A 20,387-nucleotide genomic window follows, 5' to 3' on the forward strand; every position below is an offset into this window, starting at 1 on the left:
GGGCATTTTTTTGGCTAGAGAAGTATGACTGTGCCACCTTTGTCGTAGTGACATGGTACATTATGTCGATAAACCGTAAACGCTTGAAATTGCTGCGATGCAGCGGTAATGGAAAAGAAGAGAGCCCCTATGACGACGAGTAAGCGCCCCTTATATATTCCTTACGCCGGTCCTTCCTTACTTGAAATGCCGCTATTGAACAAAGGCAGCGCGTTTACTCAAGAGGAGCGTTTGGCGTTTAACTTGATTGGTTTGCTGCCGCAAAATGTCGAAACCATTGATGATCAGCTAGAGCGCGCTTATCGGCAGTACCAGCAGTGCAATAGTGATCTTGAGCGCCATATTTATTTGCGCGCCATTCAAGACGACAATGAAACGCTCTACTTCCGCCTAGTATCTGAGCATCTTGAAGAGATGCTGCCGATCATCTATACGCCAACCGTTGGCCAGGCATGTCAGGAATTTTCCAATATTTATCGCAATCACCGGGGCTTGTTTATCGGCTACCAGGACCGCGATCATCTGGACGATATTCTGCGCAGCGCCACTAAGGATAACGTTAAAGTTATCGTAGTCACTGACGGCGAACGTATTTTAGGGCTGGGTGACCAGGGGATCGGTGGTATGGGGATTCCCATTGGTAAGCTGGCGCTTTATACCGCCTGTGGCGGTATTAGTCCGGCCCATACGCTACCCATCGTGATTGATGTAGGCACTAATAATCAGGCGCTGCTGGATGACCCCATGTACATGGGCTGGCGCCATAAACGCGTGGGTCAGGAAGAGTACAACGCCTTTATGGCAGCGTTCATCTCAGCGCTGAAGCGCCGCTGGCCGAATGTTTTGCTGCAGTTTGAAGATTTTGCCCAAGCCAACGCCGTACCGCTGCTTGAGCGCTATCGCAACGAGTTGTGCTGCTTTAACGATGATGTTCAGGGTACGGCATCCGTTGTCGTGGGAACGCTCATGGCAGCCTGTCAGGCGCGTGAAGAAAGCATTGCCCAGCAACGCGTGGTGTTCGTTGGCGGTGGTTCAGCCGGCTGTGGTATCGCTGAGCAGGTCGTGGTGGCCATGGAGGCCGAAGGACTCTCCGAACATGAAGCGCGTGCGCGTATTTTTGTTGTCGACCGCGAAGGCTTGATGACGACGGATCAAGAGTGGCAGCGCGATTTTCAGCGCCGTTTGGCCCACGATCCTGCGCTGGTCGCGGATTGGAATGGCCAAGGGTTGGAAGAAACCATTGCCCAGATGAAGCCGACTATTCTGGTCGGTGTTTGCGGTCAGCGTGGGATATTCACCGAGCAGGTGGTTAAAACCATGCATGCAGGCTGTGAGCATCCGGTGATTATGCCGCTCTCTAATCCAACGTCTCAGGCAGAAGCTGTTCCTGACGATGTGATCCGCTGGACCGACGGCCAAGCACTGGTCGCCACCGGTAGTCCGTTTGCTCCTGTGGTATATAACGGGCGCACATACCCCATTGCCCAGTGCAACAACGCGTATATCTTCCCGGGCATCGGGTTGGGCGTCATTGCTTCGAATGCAAATCGGGTGACCGATGAGATGTTGATGAGCGCGTCTCGTGCGCTGGCGCGTGAAGCACCCATCGTTAAAGAGGGTAAAGGTGCGCTGTTACCGCCGCTTTCGCGTATTCGTGAAATCAGCCAGTCGATTGCCTTTGAAGTAGCCGCCACTGCTCAGCATAACGGCGTTGCGCTAACGACCAGTGGCACCAAACTGCGCGAAGACATCGAGAAAGCAAGCTGGTCACCTGAGTATCGTACCTATCGCCGCCGCGCCGTTTAAACGAGCGCTCATAAAAAACCCCCACCGAGGTGGGGGCATACAAGCATTGGTAGGTATTACTTATGCGGCGCCGATCATTTTGCGCAGCACGTAGTGAAGGATACCACCATGACGGTAGTAAGCCAGCTCATTGACCGTATCAATTCGACACTTGGCATCAACGGTATGCTCTTTTTCACCGGTTTTAATCACTACCTGCACCGTTTTACCGGGGCTTAAATCACTTAATCCCGCAATGGATATCTCTTCATCGCCGGTTAATCCCAGCGTTTCGCGGGTTTCACCTTCCGGGAACTGCAGCGGCACCACGCCCATGCCGATCAGGTTGGAGCGGTGAATACGCTCAAAGGATTCCGCGAGAACCGCGCGAACGCCTAGCAAGCGGGTACCTTTGGCTGCCCAGTCACGCGAAGAGCCGGTGCCATACTCTTTACCAGCAATAACGACCAGCGGTGTGCCAGCCTCCTGGTATTTCATGGCGGCATCGTAAATCGCCATTTGCTCGCCACTGGGAACATAGCGCGTTTCGCCGCCGACCACACCGTCCAGCATCTCGTTTTTGATACGTACGTTGGCAAAGGTGCCGCGCATCATGACCTCATGATTCCCCCGGCGCGAGCCGTAGGAGTTAAAGTCGACCGGCTTAACGCCATGTTCTTGCAGGTAGCGGCCTGCGGGGCTATCCGGTTTGATCGCGCCTGCGGGGGAAATATGGTCAGTGGTCACCGAGTCGCCCAACATGGCCAGAACGCGGGCATTGCTGACGTCCTCGATCGCATCTGGTTCGCGTCCCATGCCTTCAAAGAAGGGTGGGTGCTGGATGTAAGTAGATTCGGGCCATTGGTAGACCTGACTTTCAGGAACGTCAATTGCCTGCCAAGTTTCATCGCCTTTAAATACCTCACCGTACTCTTTACGGAACATATCGGTATTTACTTTCTCGACGGCCTCGGCAATTTCGGCTTGAGAGGGCCAAATATCCTTTAGATAAACCGGGTTGCCATCACTGTCCTGGCCGAGTGGCTCCTGGGTTAAATCACGCTGTACATTGCCCGCCAGCGCATAAGCGACGACCAAGGGGGGGGAGGCAAGCCAGTTGGTTTTGACCAGCGGATGAACACGGCCTTCAAAGTTACGGTTGCCTGAAAGGACCGAGGCGACGGTTAAATCTCCCTGGTTCACCGCTTTCTCGATCGCTTCAGGCAGTGGGCCTGAGTTGCCAATACACGTCGTGCAGCCATAACCCACCAGGTTAAAGCCCAGCGCATTCAAATCCTCGTTCAAGTTGGCCGCGGCCAGGTAGTCGGTGACGACCTTGGAGCCAGGCGCCAGCGAGGTTTTCACCCAGGGCTTGGTGGTTAGGCCTTTTTCACGCGCTTTGCGCGCCAGCAGGCCTGCAGCCATCATCACGCTGGGGTTGGACGTATTGGTGCATGAGGTGATGGCAGCAATGACCACCGCGCCTGGGTCTAGGCTGAAATCCTGGTCGTCAATGGTGACTTTCTGGCTGGAGGCGTGCTTGAAGTCCCCCTCAAGGCTGCGCTCAATGCCCACGGCTGTCTGGCCGCCTTCTGAGTCGAACTTGCCTTTTTCCGCGTTGGGCTGTGCCTTGGCATCCTCCTGCATGACTTTATTAAAGGCGGCGGCCATGTCTTTTAAGGCAACGCGATCCTGCGGGCGTTTAGGGCCAGCGAGACTGGCTTCCACTTCGGTCATATCAAGGTGCAGGGCATCGGTGAACACCGGCTCATCGCCCGGCTCACGCCATAAGCCCTGCATTTTGCTATAGGCTTCTACTAGCGCAATCTGGTCATCTTCGCGCCCGGTTAAGCGCATATAGTTCAGTGTTTCGTCATCGACCGGGAAGAAGCCGCAGGTAGCGCCGTATTCCGGGGCCATATTGGCAATGGTGGCGCGGTCAGCAAGCGGCAGGTCTTTTAGGCCATCGCCGTAGAATTCGACAAACTTACCCACAACCCCTTTTTTGCGCAGCATCTCCGTCACGGTGAGTACCAGGTCGGTGGCGGTAATGCCTTCTCGCAGTTTGCCGGTCAGTTTGAAGCCGATAACTTCTGGAATCAGCATGGAGACTGGCTGGCCGAGCATGGCCGCTTCCGCCTCAATACCGCCCACGCCCCAGCCTAGCACGCCCAGGCCGTTGATCATGGTGGTGTGGGAGTCGGTGCCCACGAGGGTATCCGGGTAGGCAAATGTGGTGCCGTCCTCTTCCTTGGTCCACACGCTTCGGCCCAGGTACTCAAGGTTTACCTGATGACAAATGCCGGTGCCGGGCGGCACCACGCTGAAGTTATTAAAGGCCTGTTGGCCCCAGCGCAGAAACTCATAACGCTCACGGTTGCGCTGCATTTCAATTTCGACGTTCTCTTCAAACGCCGTCGCGTTACCAAACTTGTCGACCATGACCGAGTGGTCAATCACCAGGTCAACCGGAGAAAGAGGATTGATGCGGGCCGGGTCTTCACCCAGTTTTTCTACTGCTGCGCGCATGGAGGCCAAATCGACCACACCGGGTACGCCGGTGAAATCCTGCATTAATACGCGCGCCGGGCGATAACCGATTTCACGACTGGATTTGCCCTCTTTCTGCCAATCGACAAGGGCTTGCATATCGTCTTGTTCAACGCTTTCATCGTCGGCAAAGCGCAGTTGGTTTTCGAGTAAAATTTTGAGCGATTTGGGGAGTCGGTCAATGTTGCCAAGCGCATCGGCCGCCTTGGGAAGGCTGTAGTAGCGGTACTGCTTGCTACCTACTTCCAACGTTTGAAGCGTATCGGGTGTATTACTCATGCCTTTCTCCTCTCATTGCGTTGCACGGTATGTCACGCCGCGAAACGGTCACAGTCTTCCTTTTTAGTATGGCTTACATAGTAGTAGGACATGGGTGTTTATAAAGGTTGATTCAAGGTGTCTTCGCCTAATAGTCAATACTTAACCTTGCAATAGCTTGTACTTGGCACCATTTCAGGCAAACTCTTTGCGACTTTATCAGCTAGACATTTACAAGGTGGTGTCATGGAAACGCGTCATGAACGTTTGATTATTCTTGGGTCCGGCCCGGCAGGTTATACAGCGGCCGTGTATGCAGCACGGGCTAACTTAAAGCCTTTGCTGATCACCGGAATGCAAGCGGGTGGCCAGTTAACCACCACGACAGACGTTGATAATTGGCCAGGCGATGCCCAAGGGGTACAAGGCCCTGAGCTGATGGAGCGGATGAAAGCGCACGCCGAGCGCTTTAATACCGAGGTGCTGTTCGATCATATCAATGAAGTCAGCCTTGATGAAAAACCGTTCACCCTCAAGGGCGACAGCGGTATTTACACTTGTGACGCGCTGATTGTGGCCACGGGCGCCAGTGCTCGCTATATCGGGCTACCGTCTGAGCAGCAGTTTATGGGCCAAGGTGTTTCAGCATGTGCCACCTGCGACGGGTTCTTCTACCGTAACCAGGAGGTCATTGTGGTGGGCGGCGGCAATACGGCAGTGGAAGAGGCGCTGTATCTCTCTAATATTGCGTCGAAAGTTACCCTGGTACACCGCCGCGATTCCCTTCGCGCGGAAAAGATCCTGCAAGACAAGCTGTTTGAAAAAGTTGAAGCGGGCACCATTGCGCTGGAGTGGTTCCAGGAAATTGATGAAGTACTGGGCGATAACACCGGTGTTACCGGCGTACGGTTGAAATCAACACTGGATGGTACGGTAAAAGAAATCCAGGCGCCGGGACTCTTTATTGCCATCGGCCATCACCCCAACACCGGGATGTTTGAAGGCCAGCTGGTCATGAACGGCGGCTATATCAAGGTGAATTCGGGGCTTGAAGGAAATGCTACCGCCACCAGTGTGCCGGGTGTGTTCGCGTGTGGCGATGTGATGGATCACATCTATCGTCAGGCGATTACTTCGGCGGGCAGTGGCTGTATGGCCGCGCTGGATGCCGAGCGTTATCTGGACGGTATCGCCTAATCAAGTTGTTCAAGAAGGGAAAGTCGCCTGCTGCTAACAGCTGTCTGGCGGCTTTGACACGCGAGCCCGGCCAAGCGTGCTGAGTACCAGGCTCGCTCCCGCAGTGCTGTTGTGTGTACTGGTAGGGCAGATGGAGAACGTACTGTTAAACCCCGTGGCATGTCCCAGCGGGGTGTATTTGATCCGCGCATGACCGTTCTTGCTAACGTTAACGCCGTTGGTGGATGGAAATACTCGGATTATCTCGTCTTTCTGGATACCGCGGGTCTTGTCGGCGCTAACCACCATCAGTTCATTCCCCCAATCACGGGCACAAGCGCTGCGGTCAGCCGTCGCGGGGCACAAGGTAATATCGCGGTGCTGAGTAATGGCGGTACTGCGGGCTAACGTGAGTGCGGTTTGTAGTCGGTTCACTTCGCTGGTGACCGCAGTACGCTCATTCAGTGACTGAAAGCTGGGGATGCCCCAAACCGCCAGCATGCCTGCCAGAATCAGCACAATCAGCAGCTCAATGAGCGTAAACCCTTGAAGGTAAGTTGGATATTCGCTGTGCTTGTGCGTCATGCAGTCTTCCCTGTGACTTGACCTGCTCGGCCTCCTCGCTATGCTCACTGTCCGTATCCGGCCTGGGCCGGTCATCAAGTAAGCCAGAGTAGGCAATGCCTGTGAGCGATTTTCTAATTATCGGCGGCGGTGTGATCGGTATGCTGACCGCGTTGCAGTTAGCGGATGCCGGTCAACACGTCACTCTTGTTGAGCGCGGCATGTGTGGCAAAGAGGCCTCCTGGGCGGGTGGTGGCATTGTATCACCGCTCTATCCGTGGCGTTACGCACCGCCCATTTCGCAACTTTCTCGCTGGTCGGAAGGAGTTTACCCAACGCTTGCGCTACGTTTGCTGGAAGAAACCGGCATTGACCCTGAGTATCGTCAAAAGGGATTGCTCTATTTAAATGTCGATGATGACGATAAAGCACTGCAGTGGGCGCGTCAGCTAGGCAAACCGCTGGTGCAGGTTAACGCTGATTTCGTGCAACAAAAAGAACCCGATGTTGCCATTGCCCATGAAAACGCCTTGTGGATGCCAACCCTTGGCAGTGTGCGAAACCCACGGCTTGGCCAGGCGCTGCGCGCTAAATTACTCGCCATGCCCAATGTAACGCTACGGGAGCAGTGCGAGGTGCATGGCGTGATACGCCGTGGCGGCCAGGTGGTGGGTGTTAACACCTCGCAAGGCGTGGTGGAGGCGGGGCGGTTGGTCGTGTGCGGTGGTGCCTGGAGTGCAGGGCTTTTGGCTACGCTTGACGTGGCGTTACCCGTACGCCCAGTGAAAGGCCAGATGATCGCCTACCAGGCACCTGCCGGGCTTGTGCAGCGGGTCGTCTTGAAAGATGGTCGCTATGTAATTCCGCGTAGCGACGGTCTGCTGCTTGTCGGCTCCACCCTGGAAGACACCGGGTTTGATAAAGCTACCGATGAGGAGGCGCTGGCCTCGTTAAAGCAGAGCGCTGAGCGTATTGTTCCCGCGCTGGCGGACTGCCCGGTTGCTTATCACTGGGCAGGCCTGCGCCCCGGCTCACCCGATGGCATCCCGTTTATTGGCGCACTTCCAGAGCAGCCCAACGTCTACGTAAACGCCGGGCATTACCGCAATGGGCTCGTACTGGCGCCTGCTTCTACCCACTTGCTGGTGGACCAGCTGCTTGATCGGATGCCGTTGATTGACCCTACGCCCTACTTGCCGACGCAAGCACGGTTAAAGAGTTAAGCGCCGTCGTTTTTATCCTGTTGTTCTTGAAGATAACGGTCGCGATGGGCGCTGCAGCAGAACCACTGTTCGTGGTCGCGCAGTGCCTCGCTTTCCGGGACATGGACCTCACACCAGCGGCAGCGCACCATTTGGCCGCCTTCGTGACGGTTCAAGGCATTGCGCTTTGCGTCGCGGTCGAGTTTGTGCTGCCGATACATGCCGTAAAGCTTTAGGCCTGCGTAAAACAGCACAGCGAAAATTATCAAGCGAATAATCAAAAGGTTCATCCTTGCCAGTCCTCCTAAACGGAGCCGAAAACGATCAATGCGCATGCGGGCTTTGCCAGCAGGCAGTCCTTGCGGGACAATGCATTGACGCAGGTAATAATGTTCCAAGGATTCTCAAGAGATTTTAACGCCCATGCAAGATTTAACGCTGGTAATGGCCCAACTCGATCCGCTTGTCGGGGATATTCCCGGTAATGCGGCGCGCGCTATTGAAGCCGTGCGCGAAGCGCGCATTGAGCATGGGGCAGATATTGTTATCTTCCCTGAGCTGTTTTTGTCCGGTTACCCACCGGAAGATTTATTGCTGCGCCCCTCCATGGAAGCACGGTTGCGCGAAGCGCGGGCCAAAATGGCAGAAAAGGTCGCCCGCGACGTGCTGGTGATTATTGGTTATCCGGGGACCCGCGAAGGCAAGTGCTATAACATGGCGGGCGTGCTGTATAACGGCCAGTGGGAGGCCGAATACGCCAAGCAAGCGCTACCCAATTACCAGGTTTTCGATGAGCAGCGCTACTTTACCCCAGGCACAGAGCCGTTGGTGTATGAGCATAAGGGGGCCAAGCTCGGTCTTTTAATTTGTGAGGACCTGTGGGAAGGCGCGCCTGCACGGGCTGCCACCGCCGCCGGGGCGGAAGTGCTGATTAGCCTGAACGCCTCCCCTTATCATCAGGATAAACCAGACGAGCGGCTCCGCTTGCTGGAGCTGCGCGCGCAAGATGTAAGCCGCCCGATTGTGTATGTGAATACCATTGGTGGCCAGGATGAGTTGGTGTTCGACGGCGGTTCCAGTTGTGTGGATGCACAGGGCCAGCTAAAAGTGCTTGCTCCGTATTGGCAGGCAGGCTTAATGCCGGTGCAACTGCTGCAAACCAGCGCCTCTACCTGGGAGCCGCAGTCAGGTGAAATTGAGCCGGATGCCGAGCCAGAAGAGAGCCTGTACTGTGCGCTGGTAACGGGGCTGCGTGATTACGTCAATAAAAGTGGCTTTGAAGGCGTGGTGCTGGGTCTTTCCGGCGGAATCGACTCGGCGCTGTCCTTGGCGATTGCGGTAGACGCACTGGGCCCACAGCGCGTTCAGGCAGTGATGATGCCGTACCACTACACTGCGGATATCTCCCGGCAGGATGCTGCCCTTCAGGCAGAAATGCTTGGCGTGCATTACGACGTTTTGCCTATCGAGTCCATGGTCGATGCCTTTATGGCGACGCTTTCGGAAAGCTTTACGGGCACTGAGCGTGATACCACCGAAGAGAACCTTCAGTCGCGCTGTCGGGGCGTACTGCTGATGGCACTTTCCAATAAGAAAGGCCTGATGGTACTGACCACCGGCAACAAAAGTGAAATGGCGGTGGGCTATGCCACGCTGTATGGCGACATGGTGGGTGGCTATAACGCCATCAAGGATGTCTATAAAACCTGGGTATACCGCTTGGCCCGCTGGCGTAATACGCAGTCTCCTGCTATTCCTGAGCGCGTCATTGAGCGTCCGCCCAGCGCAGAGCTAGCGCCTGATCAGCAGGATAGCGATTCGCTACCGGATTACGATGTGTTGGACGCTATCCTCATGTGCTATATCGAAGGTGACATGAGTGCTGAAGCGATCATCGCAGCGGGTTATGACCATGAAGATGTCTATCAAGTGGTCAAGCTGGTAGACCGTTGTGAGTACAAACGTCGCCAGGCCCCGGTGGGCGTGCGCGTCACATCGCGCGGCTTTGGACGTGATCGCCGTTACCCGATTGTTAACGGTTGGCAGCCGGGCGATTAACAGGTATTAGCGTAACGCCAACTAAAAAACCACGCCGAGGCGTGGTTTTTTGGGAGGGTAAACCGTACTGTCATCAGTCCATTGCGTTCATTTTAGTGCTTGGGTACAAAGCGGTCGCCTTGAAGTTGCTCGTGGTCGGGAGCATTTTCACGCAGTACAATGATGACTTCTTGAGCGCGATCGTTCATGCCCAAACCCTGATAACCCTCGATCATAACGGCCAGTGCGTCGCGGGTGGCATTGGATTCGGGGTAGTTTTCGATCACCCAACGCCCACGCTCGACAGCGGCCAGGTAAGCCCCACGGCGCAGGTAATAGTCGGCAACATGCAGTTCATGCTGGGCCAGCAAGTCGCGCAAATAAATAATGCGCTGCTGCGCATCCGGGGCGTATTCACTTTGCGGGTAGCGCTGGATCAGTTCACGGAAGTCGTTATACGCATCACGCGAGGCGCCTATGTCGCGCTTGGAAATATCAATTAAGCGAAGGCGCTCAAGGCTGAAACGACCCGCCTGCCAGGCAGAAAGTCCGCGCAGGTAGTAGGCATAATCAACCTGCGGGTGGTCGGGGTGCAGGCGAATAAACCGACTGGCGGCGGCGCGTGCTTCTTCCCAGTCACCGTTTTCATAGTAGGCGTACACCAGCTCTAGTTGCGCCTGTTCAGCATGCGGGCCGAAAGGATAGCGTGTATCCAACGCTTCCAGCCGCTCAATCGCAATGGGGTAGCGGTTGCTATCCAGCGCGGTGCGAGCAAGTTCGTAGAGCTCACGCTCTTGCACTCCGGAAAACTCATCTTCTTCTTCCGGGGTCGTGTCATTACTGGCGCAGCCTGCCAATAAGGCAAGACTTAAAGCAAGGGCACCAAAGCGGTTGGCAGCAGAAAAAACGCGCATCATCATCCTCGTTGCAAACAAGCCTCAATCACCGAAAAGCGACGATGGCCATAAGTAGAAATGGTAGAATAGGTCGCAGTAAGCCCACTATAAATCACCTCGACGCAAAACGCAGGCTTAGTGGCGTTTTGTCGAGTGTTGTCAAAGGAAATAACGTCATGCCCCGGATAGTTGAAGCCATGCAGCGCGTGCCCGCAACACTTGCAGGTGCACGGTTGGATCAAGCAGCGGCGGAGTTATTCAGCGATTACTCACGCGAGCGCCTGAAAGCATGGATCAACGCGGGTGAGCTAACCATCGATGGCGTCCAGGCCAAGCCGAAAGCGAAGCTGCACGGTGATGAAATGCTGGTGTTAAAGGCCACCATTGAAGAAGATCTGCGTTTTGAAGCGCAGGACATACCGCTGAGCATTGTCTATGAAGATGATGCCGTGATGGTGATCAACAAACCCACCAATATGGTGGTGCATCCTGCGGCGGGCAATCGTGATGGCACTTTGCTCAACGCGCTGCTTTATCATCACCCGGCGCTTGCTGAAGTGCCTCGCGCGGGGATTGTTCACCGCTTGGATAAAGATACTACTGGCTTGATGATGGTGGCTAAAACTATTCAAGCGCAAACGGCCCTGGTTGAGCAACTGCAGGCACGCAGCGTATCACGCCAGTATGATGCGGTGGTGATCGGTAAGCCTGTGGCAGGCAGCACCATTGATGCGCCTATTGGCCGCCATCCTAAAGACCGTAAACGCCAGGCTGTCACCAACGCTGGTAAACCTGCCGTGACCCATTTTCGCGTTGTGGAGCGTTTTCGCGCGCATACGCACGTTCGCTGTAAGCTGGAAACCGGACGCACGCATCAGATTCGCGTGCATATGTCTCATGCCCGTTACCCGTTGATTGGCGATCCGCTCTATAGCGGACGCGCCAAGCTGCCACCTGGCGCTGCCGGGCCGCTTAAGGAAATCCTGCGTGAGTTCCCTCGCCAGGCGCTGCATGCCCGCGAGCTAAGCTTTGTGCACCCGGTGAGCGGCGAAACGCTGACTTTTCACGCTGATCTGCCCGATGATCTACTAATGTTGTTGGACTACCTGCGCGAAGACAGTGAGACCATGCAATGAGTGATGCCATTGATTTACGGCCAACGCTACTAATACCGGATTGGCCTGCGCCTGATAATGTGCAGGCCTTTGTGAGCACCCGGGAAACGGGCCCTAGCCAAGAAGAATTTGCCGCTTTTAACCCCGCCTCTCACGTCGGTGATAACCCTGAGCATGTGGCGCTTTGCCGCCGCTTGATGCAAAAAGAGATTGGCGATGAGCGCCCGCTGCTATGGTTAAATCAAACGCATGGCGCACGCGTTCAGCAGGGCTACCAGGCCGACGTGCCAGAGGCCGATGCTGCCGTCGCCACCTCCAATGAATACGCCTGTGTCGTGCTGACCGCAGATTGCCTGCCGGTGATGTTTTGTAATCAAGCCGGGACGCAGGTGGCCGTTGCTCACGCCGGTTGGCGGGGGCTGGCTGGAGGCGTTTTAGAGGCGACGGTGGCCGCCATGAATAGCGAGCCCGAGGATATTCTCGTATGGCTAGGCCCGGCTATTTCCAATGCTCAGTTTGAAGTTGGGCCGGAAGTGTATGGCGCCTTTGTTGCCGTACACCCAGAAACGGCGGAAGCGTTTGACCATAGTCCCTATCGAATGGGGCACTACATGGCCGATTTGTACCGGCTGGCGCGGTTTCGCTTGGAAGCGCTCGGTGTTGAACATATTAGCGGTGGGCACTTCTGTACTGCCTGCGAATCGCGTTTTTACTCTTATCGTCGTGATGGCGGTACGACGGGGCGCATGGCCAGTGTGATCTGGGTCAAAAAATAACCAGGTTGGCATTATCTCCTCTTGAAAACGGCGGAACTAGCACCATTTAACTTACAAAGCTAATATTTATTAGGAAAGTGGACAGCATTTTTTTCCGAAACGCCGTGCGTTCGGGCGCAGGGCTAATCCAAGAGGCTCACTATGCGTTTTGATAAGTTTACTGCCAAGCTTCAGGCCGCTATTGCTGAAGCGCAATCCTTGGCCGTTGGCCGCGGCCATAACCAGTTAGACCCTTCCCATCTTCTTCTTGCGCTACTGGATACCAAGGATACGGGCATTAAAGCCCTGATCGAAAAATCCGGAGGCTCAAGCTCGCGTCTGCGTGATGGGTTAGTGCAGCAGCTTGATAACTTACCTAAAGTAAGCCAGTTCGATGGCGAAGTGCAGCCATCACGGGATTTCATTAAATTATTCAACCTGACCGACCGTGAAGCACAAGCGCGTGGCGACCAGTTCATTGCCAGCGAACTCGTGCTGCTGGCGGCGCTGGAAATGAATGGCCCGCTTGCCAAGTTAATGAAAGAGGCGGGCGTTAACCGGAAGTCCCTTGAGGCGGCGATTAATAGCCTGCGCGGTGGGGCAAGCGTTGATGACCCTAACGCTGAAGATCAACGGGAATCGCTCAACAAGTACACCCTTGACCTTACTCAGCGTGCGCTGGATGGCAAGCTTGACCCGGTGATTGGCCGTGATGATGAAATCCGCCGCACCATTCAGGTACTACAGCGCCGTACCAAAAATAACCCGGTTCTGATTGGCGAGCCTGGCGTCGGTAAAACGGCGATTGTTGAAGGGTTGGCGCAGCGTATCGTTAATGGTGAAGTGCCGGAAGGCTTAAAAGACAAACGCGTACTGTCGCTGGATATGGGCTCGCTGTTAGCCGGTGCCAAATTCCGTGGTGAGTTTGAAGAGCGCTTAAAGTCGGTTCTCAAAGAGCTTGCCCAGGAAGAGGGGCGGGTCATTCTGTTTATCGATGAGTTGCACACCATGGTCGGCGCCGGTAAGGCGGAAGGCGCCATGGACGCGGGCAATATGCTCAAACCTGCGCTTGCACGGGGCGAGCTGCACTGCGTAGGCGCGACCACGCTGGATGAATATCGCAAATATATTGAAAAGGACGCGGCACTTGAGCGTCGATTCCAGAAAGTGCTGGTCGATGAGCCGACGGAAGAAGATACCGTGGCCATTCTGCGCGGCTTAAAAGAGCGCTATGAAGTTCACCACGGCGTGGATATTACCGACTCGGCGATTATTGCTGCGGCGAAGCTTTCCACTCGCTATATCACTGATCGGCAGTTGCCCGATAAAGCGATAGATCTGATTGATGAGGCGGCTTCGCGGATTCGTATGGAGCTTGATTCCAAGCCTGAAGCAATGGACCGCCTGGACCGGCGTTTAATCCAGCTCAAGATGGAGCGGGAAGCGCTTAAAAAAGAGACCGACGAGGCGACTAAAAAACGCCTTGAGGCGCTTAACAACCAGATTCATGAGTTTGAGCGCGAGTATGCCGACCTGGATGAAGTCTGGAAGGCAGAAAAAGCCAGTATCCAAGGCTCGGCTCAGTTCAAGGCAGAACTGGAGCAGGCGCGCCTTGATCTGGAGCAGGCACGACGGCAGGGCGATTTAGGACGCATGTCGGAAATTCAGTACGGGCAAATCCCTGAGCTGGAAAAGAAAATTGCCGAAAGCGGTGAAAGTGAAGCCGATATTACCAAGCACCAGTTGCTGCGCTCCAACGTGACGGAAGAGGAGATAGCAGAGGTGGTATCGCGCTGGACCGGCATTCCGGTGTCCAAAATGCTGGAAGGCGAGCGCGATAAATTGTTGCGTATGGAAGATGCCTTGCATGAGCGCGTAATTGGCCAGGATGAGGCAGTTGAAGCTGTTGCTAACGCCGTGCGGCGCTCACGTGCGGGGTTGTCCGACCCTAACCGGCCGAACGGTTCGTTCCTGTTCCTTGGGCCTACTGGGGTGGGTAAAACCGAGCTTTGCAAGTCATTGGCCAACTTCCTGTTCGACACCGAAGAGGCCATGGTGCGTATCGATATGTCGGAATTCATGGAGAAGCACTCCGTGGCGCGGTTGATCGGTGCGCCTCCCGGCTATGTAGGTTACGAAGAGGGCGGCTATTTAACCGAGGCGGTGCGTCGTAAACCTTACTCCGTGCTGTTGCTGGATGAGGTGGAAAAGGCCCACCCAGATGTCTTCAATATTCTGCTGCAGGTATTGGAAGATGGTCGGTTAACTGATGGCCAGGGCCGCACGGTGGACTTTCGCAATACCGTGATCGTGATGACCTCCAACATGGGCTCAGACATTATTCAGCGCATGGGCGGTGACGTCAGCGCTGATAAAGAAAGCGCCTATGAGGACATGAAAAACAAGGTCATGGAGGTGGTGGGTAATCACTTCCGCCCTGAGCTGATCAACCGGATAGATGAAGTGGTCGTCTTCCACGCCTTGGGGCAGGAGCAAATTCAGGCAATTGCAGGCATTCAGCTGGAGCGCTTGAGAGCCCGCTTGGCTGAGCACGATTTAGGCCTTGAGGTGAGCGATGACGCCATGGCGCAGCTAGCGGTTATTGGGTTTGACCCTGTCTATGGCGCGCGGCCACTCAAGCGTGCTATTCAGAGTCGGATCGAGAATCCGCTGGCGCAAGACTTGCTGGCAGGCAAGTTTTCACCAGGCGATGTCATTCGGGTGAGTGCCTCGGACGGTAAGCTTGTGTTTAATAGCTAAGCGCTCACTGATAATCAGGCGTTCCTGGTTATAACTATATGCCCCGCTCGGCCTTGCCGGCGGGGCTTTTTTGTCTCAAACCGCTTCTTTGCACATTCATCGGGCATTGATGGTTGACATGCCAAGAGCCTAATGGAATCTTATCTGTTCCTGATTTGCGGGCGCGGACTTACGGGTAACCCCTTTTCACCGCGCGAAGGGTAGGCGTAAGCCTTTACCCGCCGAAGGACTTCCGGGTTTGAGCTAACCGCTCAGCCTGGCCAACGCCCCGACACGGCAATCAGCCGTGAAAGAGAGCCACTGATATATGTCGTCATGGATCAGTGCCTCTCAGAGAGTGCAGGCCCTAACCGGGCCGTATGCCAGGGTTTGGCATCAGGTGCCGGCATGGGCCGGCAGCGGCATACCGCCGCACTCGACACCGCAGGATGTCCTGCGGATCGCACTCGAGACCTCCAGGGGAGAAATACAGTGGAACTGCTTTCCGGCGCAGATATGATCGCCCGCTTCTTGAAAGATGAGGGTGTTGAGTACATTTATGGTTATCCCGGCGGTGCGGCGCTGCATATTTATGATGCGCTGTTTCGTCAGGACGATGTGAAGCACATTCTTGTGCGTCACGAACAAGCGGCCACGCATGCCGCCGACGGTTACGCTCGCGCCTCGGGTAAGCCAGGTGTGGTGCTGGTCACATCAGGGCCTGGTGCAACCAATGCCGTCACCGGTATTGCGACTGCCTATATGGATTCCATTCCGATGGTGGTGCTGTGCGGCCAAGTGGCCAGCCATCTGATTGGCGAAGACGCCTTCCAGGAAACCGATATCGTGGGTGTCACCCGGCCTATCGTGAAGCACAGCTTTTCGATTCGTCATCCGTCTGAAATTCCGGAAGTGCTTAAAAAAGCCTTTTATCTGGCTTCTACCGGGCGCCCCGGCCCTGTGGTGGTCGATATTCCCAAGGATATGACCGCGCCGACCGAGCGCTACGAGTACATCTACCCGAAAAAGGTCAAGCTGCGCTCGTATAACCCGGTGACACGTGGCCATACAGGGCAGATTAAAAAAGCCATTGAGCTAATGCTTAAAGCCAAGCGCCCGGTGTTTTATACCGGTGGTGGTGTGGTGACCGGTAAGGCCAGTGAAGGCTTAACCGATCTGGTCAAGAAGCTGGGTTTCCCGATTACCACCACACTGATGGGCATTGGCGCGTACCCGCAAAGCGATCGTCAAAGCCTTGGCTGGCTGGGCATGCACGGCTCTTATGAGTCCAACATGGCCATGCACCACGCTGATTTGATTATCGCTATTGGCGCACGCTTTGATGACCGGGTTACCAACAACACGTCGAAGTTCTGCCCCACGGCGAAAATTATTCACGTCGATGTTGATCCCAGCTCTATCTCTAAAACCGTGCGTGCTGATGTGCCTATCGTAGGACCTGCCGCTAGCGTTATTAATGAGATGATTAGCCTGGTTCAGGGCCATCCCATTGCGCATCCTGAAGCACTTGCTGAATGGTGGGAAAAGATCGACGGCTGGCGTGCCGAGCGTAAAGGCAAGCTTTACGAACCATCCAAGCCAGGTGAAGCGTTAAAGTCGCAGGAAGTTGTTGAAGCGCTGTGCCGGATAACGCGCGGTGAAGCATTTGTCACGACCGACGTAGGTCAGCACCAGATGTTTGCGGCTCAGTACTACAAGTTTGATAAGCCCAACCGGCTGATTACCTCAGGCGGTCTTGGCACCATGGGCTTTGGCTTTCCGGCCGCCATGGGGATCAAGCAGAACTACCCGGACGACGACGTCGTGTGTGTCACCGGGGAAGGCAGCTTCCAGATGATGATGCAGGAACTCTCCACCTGTAAGCAGTACGGCGTAGGGGTCAAAATTCTCAATCTGAACAATGCCTCGCTAGGCATGGTGCGTCAGTGGCAGGACCTGAACTACAAGTCACGTCATGCGCACTCTTATATGGAATCACTGCCTGATTTCCATCTGTTGATTGAGGCTTATGGGTTTACCGCGATTACCGTCACTACTCAGGATGAGCTTGAGCCGGCGCTTGAACGTGCATTTGCCGACAAGCACGAACTGGTGTTCCTTGACGTGAAGGTGGATCCTTTCGAGCACGTCTACCCGATGCAGGTGCCGTTAGGCTCCATGCGCGACATGCTGCTGTCTAAAACGGAGCGTACCTGATGCGACATATCATCTCGATTCTGTTGGAAAACGAACCGGGTGCGCTGTCACGTGTGGTCGGCCTGTTTTCCCAGCGTAACTTCAACATTGAAACGCTTAACGTAGCGCCTACGGAAGATGCGTCGCTTTCGCGGTTGACGGTGACTACGGTTGGCGATGATCGCGTCATTGAGCAGATCACCAAGCACCTCAACAAGCTGATTGATGTGGTGAAACTGGTTGACTTGACCGAAGGCAACCACATCGAGCGTGAGCTGATGATGGTGAAGGTAAAGGCATTGGGGGCTGCCCGCGATGAAGTGAAGCGTACCGTGGATATTTTTCGGGCGCAGATCGTCGATGTCACACCTAATCTATATACCGTGCAGATTACCGGTGATGCCGCCAAGTTGGACGCTTTTCTGCAGGCCATGGCGCCAGTAGGGATTCTTGAAGTAGCGCGTACTGGCGTTTCTGGTATTGCGCGTGGTGACAAGGTGCTATCGATTTAATTACCTGATCACTGCACGTTTAGCCAAGCTGTATTGCTCGACCCAAAAGCACCGTCTCACCGAGGCGGTGCTTTTTTATAATCAATTAGCGTTCGCTAATCGCAGACCAAAGCGCCTCAATAAGCGGGTTTTTTAAACGCCGATTTAGGACGCAAAGGCCCACGTCATAGTGGGGCAGCTCTGGTTTTACGTTTAACATGCGGACACGGCTGGCAAGCGGGCTGTTATCCAACACGATTTTGGGAACCACGCCTACGCCAAAGCCCAGTCCCACCATACTAACAATCGCTTCGTGCCCGGCCACCTGAGCGTAGATTCGTGGCGTGATACCCATTGCTTTAAACCAGGTGTTGGCGTACTCCCGCGATAAGCCTGCTTCAGAAAGAATCATGGGCACTTGCTGCCACTGCGCTGCCGTGGAGCTTTCAGGGAAGCTGGGTAGCCAATCGCACGGTTCGTTAGGCGCAATAAACACCAGCGGTGAACGTGTTAATGACTTAAACGCCAGCGCATTAGGGGGAATGCGGGGGCGCGGCGTAATCGCCATATCATCGTCACCCTCCATTACTCTTTTCATGGCATTCGCCGGATCACCGGTATGCAGCTTTAACTCAATGCCGGGATGACGTGTTCGTACATCGCTTAATAGCTCATACAGAAAGCTGTAACTGGCAGTTACTGAGCAGTAGATGCTGATCTCACCGCTCAGCATAGTCGCTTCATTGGTCAGGCGACGCTTGGTCACTTCCCACTGTTCTAACGTTTCGCGTGCGTAGTGCTGAAAACTGAGCCCTTGGGGAGTCAGTGCGACATGGCGGTTGTCACGCTCGAACAGCCGAGTGGCCAACTCCTCCTCCAACTGCTGAATAGAGCGGCTAAGCGTCGAGGGGCTAATGTGGCTCAACTCGCTGGCGCGGCCAAAATGGAGCGTGTCAGAAAGCGTGACAAAGTGCTTCAGTAAGCGAAAATCCATGCCAGTACCGTCATTTCAATATGTGAAATAGTTTGTTGCAAATACAGCGTTTTACGCAAATATGCGTGTGTCGTAAAGTTGCTTGACGCTTTACCAGCGCTGCACTAGACGGCGCGGTGGCCATCAGCGCTGACACGCTACTATAACAACGTAATGACTAATAATGGTTTTCTGAAACCTCGCTTACGGTTGTCACGGTAAAAATGGTGACCTTTTCCTGGTTTAAGACCAACAGTCACTGCAGATGAAATTGCCAGATAAGCCCTAAACTGCATGATGCTCTGGATCACGGTCAGTTGGTTGGCAAATCCAGGGTTAGTGTTTTCAAGCAGTAGGTGCTTACTAACTTGGTGACGGGGTGCGCTTTGGCGCACCCCGTTTGTTTTATAGGGCTAGCCGTCATGCATTTTTGTCTACGTGCGGTAATTGACTGGCTGACTAAAGCTCACCGTGTAGAATGAAAGTGTTCACTATTTGTGGCTTTTTATTAAACGGATGACACCTATGATTCAGGACGCTCGCGATCAAGAGCAGGCCAGTACACCCCAGCCCGAAAACCACGACCAGACTCAAAAGGTCGATAATGAGGATTTAGCTGCCGCCTTTCTACGCGACACAGAGATCGTCGAAGATGCGGTAGAGGATGGCAAGAAAGTTCGCCGCAAGGGAATCTACTTACTGCCCAACCTGTTTACTACGTCCGCTCTGTTTTCAGGCTTCTTTGCCGTTGTCGCCGGTATTAACGGTGATTTTACATCGGCTGCAGTCGCTATTTTCATTGCTATGGTGCTGGATGGACTGGATGGCCGCGTTGCGCGTATGACCAATACGCAAAGCGAATTTGGGGCTGAGTACGATAGTCTGGCCGATATGATTTCCTTTGGTATGGCGCCTGCGCTTGTCGCGTTCACCTGGATTTTGCAGGATATCGGGAAGACCGGCTGGGTGGTCGCGTTTCTCTATGTCGCCTGCGCGGCACTTCGCTTGGCACGCTTTAATGTACAAAACGGAAGTGTTGATAAGAAGTGGTTTATCGGCCTTCCTAGTCCATCAGCGGCAGCACTGGTGGCTGCGTGTGTTTGGACCTTCCACAGCTTTGATGCGGATGCGTTTGGCTTCAAGCTGCTGATGTTGGTTGTTGTGGCGGCCGCCGGTATTCTGATGGTCAGCAACATCCGCTATTACAGCTTCAAAGATCTCGACTTTAGAAAGCCCGTACCCTTTGTAGTGTTGCTGGCCGTTGTATTGGGGTTTGTCATGATTTCGGTCGAACCGTCTGTAATGCTGCTCTTACTGTTTGGTGCCTATGTGCTCTCAGGCCCGGCGTATGCGCTTATGCGCAAGGCAAAACCCAAAAGCTGAGCTTTTTAACTGAGCTTTTTGAAACTATCTTCAAAAAGGCCTTGCCAAACGCCCGGCGAATCCGTAAAGTACGCATCCGCTGCCGGGGACGCCCAGCGTTACCAGCGGTGAAGAAGGTGAAAACCTTCGGTTTGTCAGGAAGTTAGCGAGATTCAGTCGCTTACTTCATCCGCTGAAAACAGCGGTTGACAAACGTCAGGAAGTGCGTAGAATACGCCTTCCTCGCTGAGGCAAGCGGCTCCGGTCATCGAGTCGAGTGTTGGTAGT

Annotated in this window: 15 protein-coding genes; 10 read left to right on the plus strand and 5 right to left on the minus strand. The window is 54.6% G+C overall.

The annotated features are described in order from the left end of the window. The first annotated feature begins 129 nt into the window (after positions 1-129). A complete protein-coding gene (locus ACT3TY_RS14620) occupies positions 130-1,806 on the plus strand; it encodes an NAD-dependent malic enzyme (RefSeq protein ID WP_172118939.1) in 1,677 nt (558 codons plus the stop codon). A gap of 60 nt (positions 1,807-1,866) precedes the next feature. On the opposite strand, the gene acnA is transcribed toward ACT3TY_RS14620, so the two are convergent. Continuing rightward, on the minus strand, positions 1,867-4,614 hold the full coding sequence (acnA, locus tag ACT3TY_RS14625; protein WP_172118940.1) for an aconitate hydratase AcnA: 2,748 nt from the start codon (positions 4,612-4,614) through the stop codon (positions 1,867-1,869). 225 nt (positions 4,615-4,839) lie between these two features. On the opposite strand from acnA, the gene trxB reads away from it, so the two are divergent. Beyond that, complete coding sequence (gene trxB / locus ACT3TY_RS14630) at positions 4,840-5,790, plus strand: thioredoxin-disulfide reductase (RefSeq protein ID WP_441679380.1); 951 nt, start codon at positions 4,840-4,842, stop codon at positions 5,788-5,790. A 33-nt stretch (positions 5,791-5,823) separates the two neighbouring features. On the opposite strand, the gene ACT3TY_RS14635 is transcribed toward trxB, so the two are convergent. Beyond that, positions 5,824-6,354: a GspH/FimT family pseudopilin gene (locus ACT3TY_RS14635; RefSeq protein WP_444628737.1), complete on the minus strand. Its 531-nt coding sequence runs from the start codon at positions 6,352-6,354 to the stop codon at positions 5,824-5,826. A 101-nt stretch (positions 6,355-6,455) separates the two neighbouring features. Here ACT3TY_RS14635 and thiO point away from each other — a divergent pair, with 101 nt between their 5' ends. Next, positions 6,456-7,556: a glycine oxidase ThiO gene (thiO, locus tag ACT3TY_RS14640; protein WP_444628739.1), complete on the plus strand. Its 1,101-nt coding sequence runs from the start codon at positions 6,456-6,458 to the stop codon at positions 7,554-7,556. Here the strand turns inward: thiO and ACT3TY_RS14645 are convergent. After that, positions 7,553-7,825, minus strand: a complete 273-nt coding sequence (locus ACT3TY_RS14645; protein WP_193054712.1) for a PP0621 family protein — start codon at positions 7,823-7,825, stop codon at positions 7,553-7,555. The genes thiO and ACT3TY_RS14645 overlap by 4 nt on opposite strands. A gap of 133 nt (positions 7,826-7,958) precedes the next feature. Here ACT3TY_RS14645 and ACT3TY_RS14650 point away from each other — a divergent pair, with 133 nt between their 5' ends. Continuing rightward, positions 7,959-9,593, plus strand: a complete 1,635-nt coding sequence (locus ACT3TY_RS14650) for an NAD+ synthase (protein WP_193054711.1) — start codon at positions 7,959-7,961, stop codon at positions 9,591-9,593. Positions 9,594-9,685: 92 nt separating this feature from the next. Here ACT3TY_RS14650 and ACT3TY_RS14655 read toward each other — a convergent pair whose 3' ends face one another. Further along, positions 9,686-10,486, minus strand: a complete 801-nt coding sequence (locus ACT3TY_RS14655; protein ID WP_172118945.1) for an outer membrane protein assembly factor BamD — start codon at positions 10,484-10,486, stop codon at positions 9,686-9,688. A gap of 158 nt (positions 10,487-10,644) precedes the next feature. Between ACT3TY_RS14655 and rluD the strand changes: the two genes are divergently transcribed. From rluD to ilvN, 5 genes are all read left to right on the plus strand, one after another. Further along, positions 10,645-11,604, plus strand: a complete 960-nt coding sequence (gene rluD / locus ACT3TY_RS14660; protein ID WP_444628740.1) for a 23S rRNA pseudouridine(1911/1915/1917) synthase RluD — start codon at positions 10,645-10,647, stop codon at positions 11,602-11,604. Further along, positions 11,601-12,359, plus strand: a complete 759-nt coding sequence (gene pgeF, locus ACT3TY_RS14665; RefSeq protein WP_441679375.1) for a peptidoglycan editing factor PgeF — start codon at positions 11,601-11,603, stop codon at positions 12,357-12,359. The genes rluD and pgeF overlap by 4 nt, the downstream gene beginning before the upstream one ends. A gap of 141 nt (positions 12,360-12,500) precedes the next feature. Continuing rightward, positions 12,501-15,098: an ATP-dependent chaperone ClpB gene (gene clpB, locus ACT3TY_RS14670; protein ID WP_087107278.1), complete on the plus strand. Its 2,598-nt coding sequence runs from the start codon at positions 12,501-12,503 to the stop codon at positions 15,096-15,098. 471 nt (positions 15,099-15,569) lie between these two features. Continuing rightward, positions 15,570-17,294 (plus strand): acetolactate synthase 3 large subunit, encoded by a 1,725-nt coding sequence (locus ACT3TY_RS14675; protein WP_172118948.1) that lies wholly within the window; start codon positions 15,570-15,572, stop codon positions 17,292-17,294. Further along, complete coding sequence (gene ilvN, locus ACT3TY_RS14680; protein WP_172118949.1) at positions 17,294-17,785, plus strand: acetolactate synthase small subunit; 492 nt, start codon at positions 17,294-17,296, stop codon at positions 17,783-17,785. Before ACT3TY_RS14675 ends, ilvN begins: the two co-directional genes overlap by 1 nt. 85 nt (positions 17,786-17,870) lie before the next feature. Here the strand turns inward: ilvN and ilvY are convergent, their stop codons facing one another. Further along, positions 17,871-18,758 carry an HTH-type transcriptional activator IlvY gene (gene ilvY, locus ACT3TY_RS14685; protein WP_444628743.1) on the minus strand — a complete coding sequence of 296 codons (888 nt, stop codon included), beginning with the start codon at positions 18,756-18,758 and terminating at the stop codon, positions 17,871-17,873. 504 nt (positions 18,759-19,262) lie between these two features. On the opposite strand from ilvY, the gene pssA reads away from it, so the two are divergent. Next, the gene (pssA, locus tag ACT3TY_RS14690) at positions 19,263-20,120 is read left to right on the plus strand and encodes a CDP-diacylglycerol--serine O-phosphatidyltransferase (RefSeq protein ID WP_087107270.1); all 858 of its coding nucleotides are present in this window, start codon (positions 19,263-19,265) and stop codon (positions 20,118-20,120) included. Positions 20,121-20,387 lie beyond the last annotated feature (267 nt).

It is taken from the genome of Halomonas sp. AOP22-C1-8 (assembly GCF_052378905.1).
GTDB lineage: Bacteria > Pseudomonadota > Gammaproteobacteria > Pseudomonadales > Halomonadaceae > Vreelandella > Vreelandella citrativorans.

Coding starts and splice junctions, on each gene's coding strand:
- ilvY (WP_444628743.1), bottom strand. CDS start 18,758: ATGGATTTTCGCTTACTGAAGCACTTTGTCACGCTTTCTGACACGCTC.
- rluD (WP_444628740.1), top strand. CDS start 10,645: ATGCCCCGGATAGTTGAAGCCATGCAGCGCGTGCCCGCAACACTTGCA.
- ACT3TY_RS14645 (WP_193054712.1), bottom strand. CDS start 7,825: ATGAACCTTTTGATTATTCGCTTGATAATTTTCGCTGTGCTGTTTTAC.
- ACT3TY_RS14635 (WP_444628737.1), bottom strand. CDS start 6,354: ATGACGCACAAGCACAGCGAATATCCAACTTACCTTCAAGGGTTTACG.
- ACT3TY_RS14620 (WP_172118939.1), top strand. CDS start 130: ATGACGACGAGTAAGCGCCCCTTATATATTCCTTACGCCGGTCCTTCC.
- clpB (WP_087107278.1), top strand. CDS start 12,501: ATGCGTTTTGATAAGTTTACTGCCAAGCTTCAGGCCGCTATTGCTGAA.
- ACT3TY_RS14655 (WP_172118945.1), bottom strand. CDS start 10,486: ATGCGCGTTTTTTCTGCTGCCAACCGCTTTGGTGCCCTTGCTTTAAGT.
- pgeF (WP_441679375.1), top strand. CDS start 11,601: ATGAGTGATGCCATTGATTTACGGCCAACGCTACTAATACCGGATTGG.
- trxB (WP_441679380.1), top strand. CDS start 4,840: ATGGAAACGCGTCATGAACGTTTGATTATTCTTGGGTCCGGCCCGGCA.
- acnA (WP_172118940.1), bottom strand. CDS start 4,614: ATGAGTAATACACCCGATACGCTTCAAACGTTGGAAGTAGGTAGCAAG.
- ACT3TY_RS14650 (WP_193054711.1), top strand. CDS start 7,959: ATGCAAGATTTAACGCTGGTAATGGCCCAACTCGATCCGCTTGTCGGG.
- pssA (WP_087107270.1), top strand. CDS start 19,263: ATGATTCAGGACGCTCGCGATCAAGAGCAGGCCAGTACACCCCAGCCC.
- ilvN (WP_172118949.1), top strand. CDS start 17,294: ATGCGACATATCATCTCGATTCTGTTGGAAAACGAACCGGGTGCGCTG.